This window comes from Dokdonella sp. (genome assembly GCF_049593775.1).
Classification (GTDB): domain Bacteria; phylum Pseudomonadota; class Gammaproteobacteria; order Xanthomonadales; family Rhodanobacteraceae; genus Dokdonella.
Map to the genome: position 1 here is coordinate 1 of NZ_JBAWHJ010000329.1, position 6,963 is coordinate 6,963.

A 6,963-nucleotide genomic window follows, 5' to 3' on the forward strand; every position below is an offset into this window, starting at 1 on the left:
GCGCAGTCAATCCCGGCGCATGACCCAGATCGTCGAAGACCTGCTGACGCTTTCGCGACTGGATGCGGAAGAAGCCCTGCCGAAGTCCAGAGTTGCCATTCGCCCTCTGGTCACCACCTTGCACCGCGATGCGGAAGGGCTGAGCCGCGGCAGGCATACGATATCCTCGAGCATCATCGGCAGCCATGACATTCAGGGATCCTCACGGGACCTCTACAGTGCGTTCTCCAACCTGGTCAGCAACGCCGTTCGTTACACGCCGGTTGGAGGTCGCATCCACATCGTATGGAACAGCGACGAGAATGGTGGGAAACTCAGCGTATCCGATACCGGCCACGGCATTGCAGCCCAGCACCTCCCGCGACTGACCGAACGCTTCTATCGTGTCTCTACCAGTCGGTCGCGTGAAACAGGCGGAACGGGACTCGGACTTTCAATCGTAAAGCACGTGCTGCAACTGCACGATGCGCATCTGGAAATCGAGAGTGAGCTGGGTGTAGGCAGCACTTTTTCCTGCGTTTTCAGTTCCAGTCAATTGTTGTCATCAGAGTTTGCCGCAGAGGAAGTCTGAAAATGAATTCGCCCTTGGTCGACGTCAGCAATGACCAGGCCGCCACAGCACCGCCCACTTCAGCTTCAAGCGGACGTGCCAACAACAAGCAGCGGGATTTCAGCGACCCATCGCTCTATCTCAATCGCGAACTCGCGCAGATCGAGTTCAATTCGCGGGTCATGGCCCAGGCCGAAGACCCACGCAACCCATTGCTCGAACGCCTGCGCTTCATGTGCATCTCGTGCACCAACCTCGACGAGTTCTTCGAGGTCCGCGTCGCCGTGCTCAAGCACCATCACGCGTTCGGCGAAAGCCAGCCTCTGGCCGATGCAATTCCGATTACCGAGCTGCTGAGCCAGATCCGCGAGCGCGCTCTGGTACTCGTGAAAAAGCAGTATGCGTTCTGGAACAACACGCTGCTGCCGGAGCTTGAGCGTGAAGGCATACAATTTCTCACAAGGGAAACCTGGACAGTCAAGCAGAAGCGCTGGCTGCAGGGCTATTTTCGCAACGAAATCCTGCCCGTACTTTCACCGTTGGGGCTCGATCCTGCACACCCGTTTCCGCGAATCCTCAACAAGAGCCTGACGCTGGCCGTCGTACTCGCCGGCAAGGACGCGTTCGGTCGCGAGGGTCACATGGCCCTGCTGCGCGCACCGCGTTCGCTGCCGCGAATCATCCGGCTGCCGGATGAAGTCGCTGGCGAAGGCATTTCGTTCGTCTTCCTTTCCGATCTCCTGCATGAGTTCATGGACGAGCTCTTCCCTGGCATGCAGGTGAAGGGTTCCTATCAGTTCCGCGTTACCCGAAACAGCGAGCTCGTCGTCGACGAGGAAGAAGTCGAGAACCTCGCCATGGCCCTGCGCGACGAGCTGCGGGGACGTGGCTATGCGAAGGCCGTGCGGCTTGAAGTGGGCTCAAATTGCCCGCGCGCGATTACCCAGATGCTTGAGCAGAACTTCGAGCTCACCGACCAGGATGTCTATCTTTGCGAAGGCCCGGTCAATGTCAGTCGCAGCGCCGCAATCTATGACCAGATTGATCGCCCGGACCTGAAGTTTCCACCGTTCGTGCAGCGCGTGAACCGGGTAGCTGTAGAAGGTGACAGTTTGTTCGACTCCATTCGGGAGCGGGATATCCTCCTGCACCACCCGTTCGAATCGTTTGCGACCGTCAGTGAACTGGTCAAGCAGGCGAGCCTCGACCCGGACGTGCTCGCGATCAAGCAGACCCTGTACCGATCCGGCATCGATTCACAGTTGGTCGATCACCTGATCGAAGCTGCGCGCGCGGGCAAGGATGTGACCGTGGTTGTCGAACTCCGTGCCCGTTTTGACGAAGAAGCCAATCTGCGGCTGGCGAACCGACTGCAGGAAGCGGGCGTACAAGTCGTCTACGGCGTTGTCGGCTACAAGACACACGCGAAAATGCTGCTGATTGTAAGGCGTGAGTCCGGCACGCTGCGCCGCTACGTGCATCTGTCGACGGGCAACTACCATCACGTCACATCGCGCATCTATACGGATTTCGGCCTTATGACCGCTGATCCCGGAATCGGCGAGGATGCACACCTGCTGTTCCTGCAGTTGTCAGGACTCGGCCCCATCATCAAGCTGAAACACCTGCTGCATTCCCCGTTCACCCTGCACAAAGGCTTGATGGCCAAGATCGAACGCGAGGCGGAATACGCCAAGGCCGGCAAGCCGGCGCGCATCATCGCGAAGTTCAATGCGCTCAACGAGCCCGAAGTTATCGAAACCTTGTATGCAGCGTCCTGCGACGGCGTCCAGATCGACTTGATCGTACGCGGCGCCTGCACGCTTCGTCCCGGAATACCCGGGGTATCGGAGAACATTCGTGTGCGCTCGATCGTGGGTCGTTTCCTGGAACATAGCCGCGTGTACTGGTTCCAGAACGATGATTCACCGGAAATCTATTGCTCCAGCGCAGACTGGCTCTACCGCAACCTGCTCCGACGCGTTGAAACCTGCTTCCCGATACTCGATCCAAGCCTGGCTGCCCGCGTTTTCGACGAATCCCTGCGCAACTACCTGGCAGACAATACCCAAGCCTGGCAGCTCGGATCCGATGGCAGCTATACACGCGTCCTTCCCGGTGACGACAAGCTTCATTCCGCCCAACTGAGCTTGTTGGAAAAACTCTGTCCATGAAGCCCGTTGAGCTGCCCGACGAGATTCAGGACGGCGACCTGATTGCCGCGGCGGATATCGGATCCAACAGTTTCCATCTGGTCGTTGCGCGCTACTCGCATGGCGAACTGCGCGTAATGGACCGTTTGCGCGAGAGCGTGCGACTGGCTGCCGGACTCCGCAAGGATGGCACCCTTACGCGTGAGCGACGCGAGGCTGCATTCAGCTGCCTGGCCCGCTTCGGCCAACGGCTTGCCGGTTTCCAGCCGGGTCGGGTTCGCGCGGTGGCCACCAACGCCGTGCGCCAGCTGGCTAGCCCGCAGGCATTTCTGCTGCCCGCGGAAACAGCGCTGGGTCATCCAATCGAGGTGGTTTCCGGCCGCGAGGAGGCGCGTCTTATCTATCAGGGCGTTGCCCGAGGCCTCCCGAGCACGGACAAGACACGCCTGGTTGTCGATATCGGAGGTGGCAGCACCGAGTTCATCATCGGGCGCGGCTATGACGCGCTGGAACGCGAGAGCCTTCAGGTCGGTTGCATCGCCAGCACGCTGCGCTTCTTCGAAGACGGCAAGATCACGCCGCGTCGATGGAAACAGGCACTGACCGAGATCGCCGTCGAGATGCAGCAGTTTGGTGCTCACTATCGCGAGCGCGGCTGGAGCGAAGCGATTGGCTCATCGGGAACCATGAAGGCCATCGGCGGCATCGTGCAGGCCAACGGCTGGTCCGAACAGGGCATCACTGCCAATTCCATTGTCGCGCTGCGTGAAGCCTTGCTGGACTGCGGCAACAGCACTCGACTCAGCCTGCCGGGTCTCTCGAGCGAGCGCGTCAGCGTGATTGCGGGCGGGGTCGTGATCCTTGACGCGATCTTCAGGACATTCGGCCTCGAGCAGATGAATGTCTGCGATACCGCAATGCGCGAAGGCCTGCTTTACGACATGCTGGGTCGCGCGTTGCACAACGACTCGCGCAATACGAGCATCAGGGCATTGGCGGAGCGCTATGGCATCGAAGATGCGCAAGCCGCTCGCGTCGGGCAAACCGTGGCAAACCTGTTTTCCCAGGTCGCCGATAGCTGGCAGCTCGATGTGCAGGCCCAGGAAATCCTCAACTGGTGCGCGCACGTACACGAGATTGGGTTGGCCATTGCGCACAGCCAGCATCATGCCCATGGCGCCTACATCATGGCCCATTCCGATCTGGCTGGGTTCGGTCGCCAGGAACAGCAACAACTGGCCGCGATCCTGCGCTCGCACCGGCGCAAGCCTGATGCATCCACCATGGCCAATCTTCCACCGCGCATGCAGCCCGCCACGCAACGCATGACAGCCTTGCTACGCCTTTCCGTGCTACTGCACCGGGCACGCAGCGATGAAGCCCTGCCGCCGCTGCGTCTCACAGCCAATGAAGGCGAGCTGACCCTGGAGTTGCCAGGCTCGTGGTTGGAGAACCATCCACTGACTCGCATCGATCTCGAACAGGAACGCGACTACCTGCGCCTGCTCAACATCAAACTGATCGTAAGCAAGACCAGCAATCGCGTCGCTGCCTGAAGTCGATGTTTCGTACTCCGCGGGGAAAGACGCATCCGTGTCGATATCCACTAACCTGCAGCGAACAGGGTCGTCATTCCCGCGAACGCCGGTATCGCATCTGAACCTGGGCAAGGCTGGCCCCGTGGCCTTTTCTCTGGCCGCCACGATCCCGCCAAAGCCATCCGATGACCCGCTTTCCCTTGCTGGCGACTACTACCTTCCTCCGCAAGGATGACCGGAAGAAGGGAACAACGGTTTGGCCAGGTGGCGCCTGACGGAACCTGAAGGATGCCAATGCGTGTCCAGGCGGATACTGCGGTTGTCACACGCAGTTTTCGCGAAACCGTCCAGCGCTTATGATGGGCGGACCCATACCGGTACCAGGAACCATGAACATGATCCGATTCCCACGCTTCCGAGGCGCACGCGCCATTCTGCCTTTTGCCCTGCTCCTGGCCATTCCGTTCGGGGCAATTGCCCAGGACAAGGCTGAGACAGCCAAACCTGCGACCAAGCCGGACGCTGCCGCTCCAGTCGAAGCAGTGACCAACCCCAAGGCGCGCATCAAGACCAGCGAAGGCGACATCGTCATAGAGCTGAATGCGGAAAAGGCGCCAAAAAGCGTCGAGAACTTCATCCAGTACGCCAACGATGGCTTCTATAACGGCACCATCTTCCACCGCGTCATCAACAACTTCATGGCCCAGGGCGGCGGCTTTACTCCGGACCTGCGCCAGAAGCCCACGCGTCCGTCGATTCCCAACGAAGCGAAAAACGGCTTGTCCAACAAGCGCGGCACGGTAGCGATGGCGCGCACGCCAGACCCGAACTCCGCCACTGCACAGTTCTTCATCAATCTGGTAGACAACCGCAATCTTGATTTCGTCAGCGACGAGCGTGCAGAAACCTGGGGCTACGCTGTTTTCGGTGAGGTCGTTGAAGGCATGGATGTTGTCGACAAGATCACCGCGATTCCAACCGGCCCGAAGGGCCCGTTCCGCAGCGATGTGCCAACCACGGACGTGGTCATCCAGAAAGTCGAGATCCTGCCCTGATTGGTGCAGTCACACCAGAGCGTTGCACCTCGACAATCGACGTCATCCCGGGATCATCAGATCTCCGGGATGACACACGTTCATGTCAGGGTGCTTGAAACTCGCCTCTGCGGCGGTCGCCACCAGGCGTGATGTTCAAGAGCCGGAGTTGTACCGAAGCATGAGCACCCTTTTCATCTCCGACCTCCACCTTGATCTTTCGCGCCCCGAAATCATTCGGCAGTTCGAGAATTTCATTCGCGACGAGGCCGTCCAGGCCGATGCGCTCTATATCCTGGGCGATCTGTTCGAAGCCTGGATCGGTGACGACGCCGACAGCGAAATCGGCCAACGCTTCATCGATGCCATGCAACCCATGCGTGATGCGGGCCGCCCGGCATTTTTCATGCACGGCAACCGGGATTTCCTGCTTGGCGAACGCTATGCGCGCAAGGCAGGATTGACCCTGCTCCCGGACCCTTCGGTCATCAACATTCATGGCACGCCAACATTGATGATGCACGGTGACAGCCTGTGCATCGACGACGAGACGTATCAGGCGTTCAGAACCCTTTCACGCTCACCAGAATGGCAACGCTCATTTCTGGCCAGAACCACCGCCGAACGCCAGGCGTTCGCCGATGCCGCCAGGGAGGAGAGCATGCGCCACACCCGCGACGGCAACAACGAAACGATCATGGATGTGAATCAGAAGGCCGTGGAATCAGCCATGCACAAGTCTGGCGTGTATCGATTGATCCACGGGCACACACACCGCCCAAACACACATGGATTTCAACTGAGCGGCCCATCGGCCGAACGCATTGTCCTTGGGGACTGGTACGAGCAAGGCAGCAGCGTCAATATCAAGGCTGGTCCATAGCACACACCCAAAATAGGGTGAAGCAAAACCGTACCATTTCAGCCACTACTCCACAGTAAACGCTTGCAACGTGACTGGTACAAAGGGAGTATTTACCGTGACGGGCCCACACCCTGCGCCGAACGTGGTCACCAGCATGTAATAGTTCCCATTCGCCAAGCTGTCCAAGGGGCCCAGAGTCTCTGAACCACCTGCCCCGGCACTATCGGTCTCCAATGGACATGGAGACGAACCGTTGCAACTGCCCGACATCAATCCAACATAGATGTCATAGGTCGCATTCGAAGTGGTAACAAAAAAAGAACCCGAAGGTGCGCCCGGACCGATCTGCACCGCCCAGATCGCATCAGTTGCACTGCCAATCGGGTTCAGTCCGCTGCACGAAACACTCAGCGAGTTTGTGGCGGCGCAGGTGTCATATGACGGAAGAACACTTCCACTCTGGGAAGCAGTGATAAAGGGCGTGCCGGCGCTCGGTGTGCAAGTCTGCGCGGAAACACTCCCTGCATAGATCATGCACACAAGATACAAACAACTGAATTTCATCTGAGCCATCCTTGACCAAAACCAAAAACAGCCAAATGTCGAATGCAAGTCGCGTGCACCAAGTGTCGCCATACGAAACTTAGTAGAGAACCACACAGAAGCCACGCAGACGTATTTCGCCATTGCAACCCGGCCATCGAAGCGGGAATCCGGCTCTGGCTCTACTCCAGAGAAAACCCTTGCAGCGCTACAGGAAGGGTGGGATTCAAGACCGTAACGGGGCCACATCCTGCCCCAAACGTTGTTACCAGCAGATAGT

At 58.9% G+C, this 6,963-nt stretch carries 5 protein-coding genes; all 5 read left to right on the forward strand.

What is annotated here, in order from left to right; all coding sequences use genetic code 11:
* A partial coding sequence (locus WBP53_RS11490) for an ATP-binding protein (RefSeq protein WP_423929031.1) occupies positions 1–571 on the forward strand: 571 nt, incomplete at its 5' end.
* A 2-nt stretch (positions 572–573) separates the two neighbouring features.
* A complete protein-coding gene (gene ppk1 / locus WBP53_RS11495; RefSeq protein WP_423929033.1) occupies positions 574–2,724 on the forward strand; it encodes a polyphosphate kinase 1 in 2,151 nt (716 codons plus the stop codon).
* Entirely contained in the window at positions 2,721–4,259 is a 1,539-nt protein-coding gene (gene ppx, locus WBP53_RS11500) for an exopolyphosphatase (protein WP_423929035.1), read from the forward strand. The genes ppk1 and ppx overlap by 4 nt, the downstream gene beginning before the upstream one ends.
* Positions 4,260–4,804: 545 nt before the next feature.
* Positions 4,805–5,296, forward strand: a complete 492-nt coding sequence (locus tag WBP53_RS11505) for a peptidylprolyl isomerase (protein ID WP_423929039.1) — start codon at positions 4,805–4,807, stop codon at positions 5,294–5,296.
* Between the two features lie 160 nt (positions 5,297–5,456).
* Positions 5,457–6,158: a UDP-2,3-diacylglucosamine diphosphatase gene (locus WBP53_RS11510; RefSeq protein WP_423929037.1), complete on the forward strand. Its 702-nt coding sequence runs from the start codon at positions 5,457–5,459 to the stop codon at positions 6,156–6,158.
* The last annotated feature ends 805 nt before the right edge of the window (positions 6,159–6,963 follow it).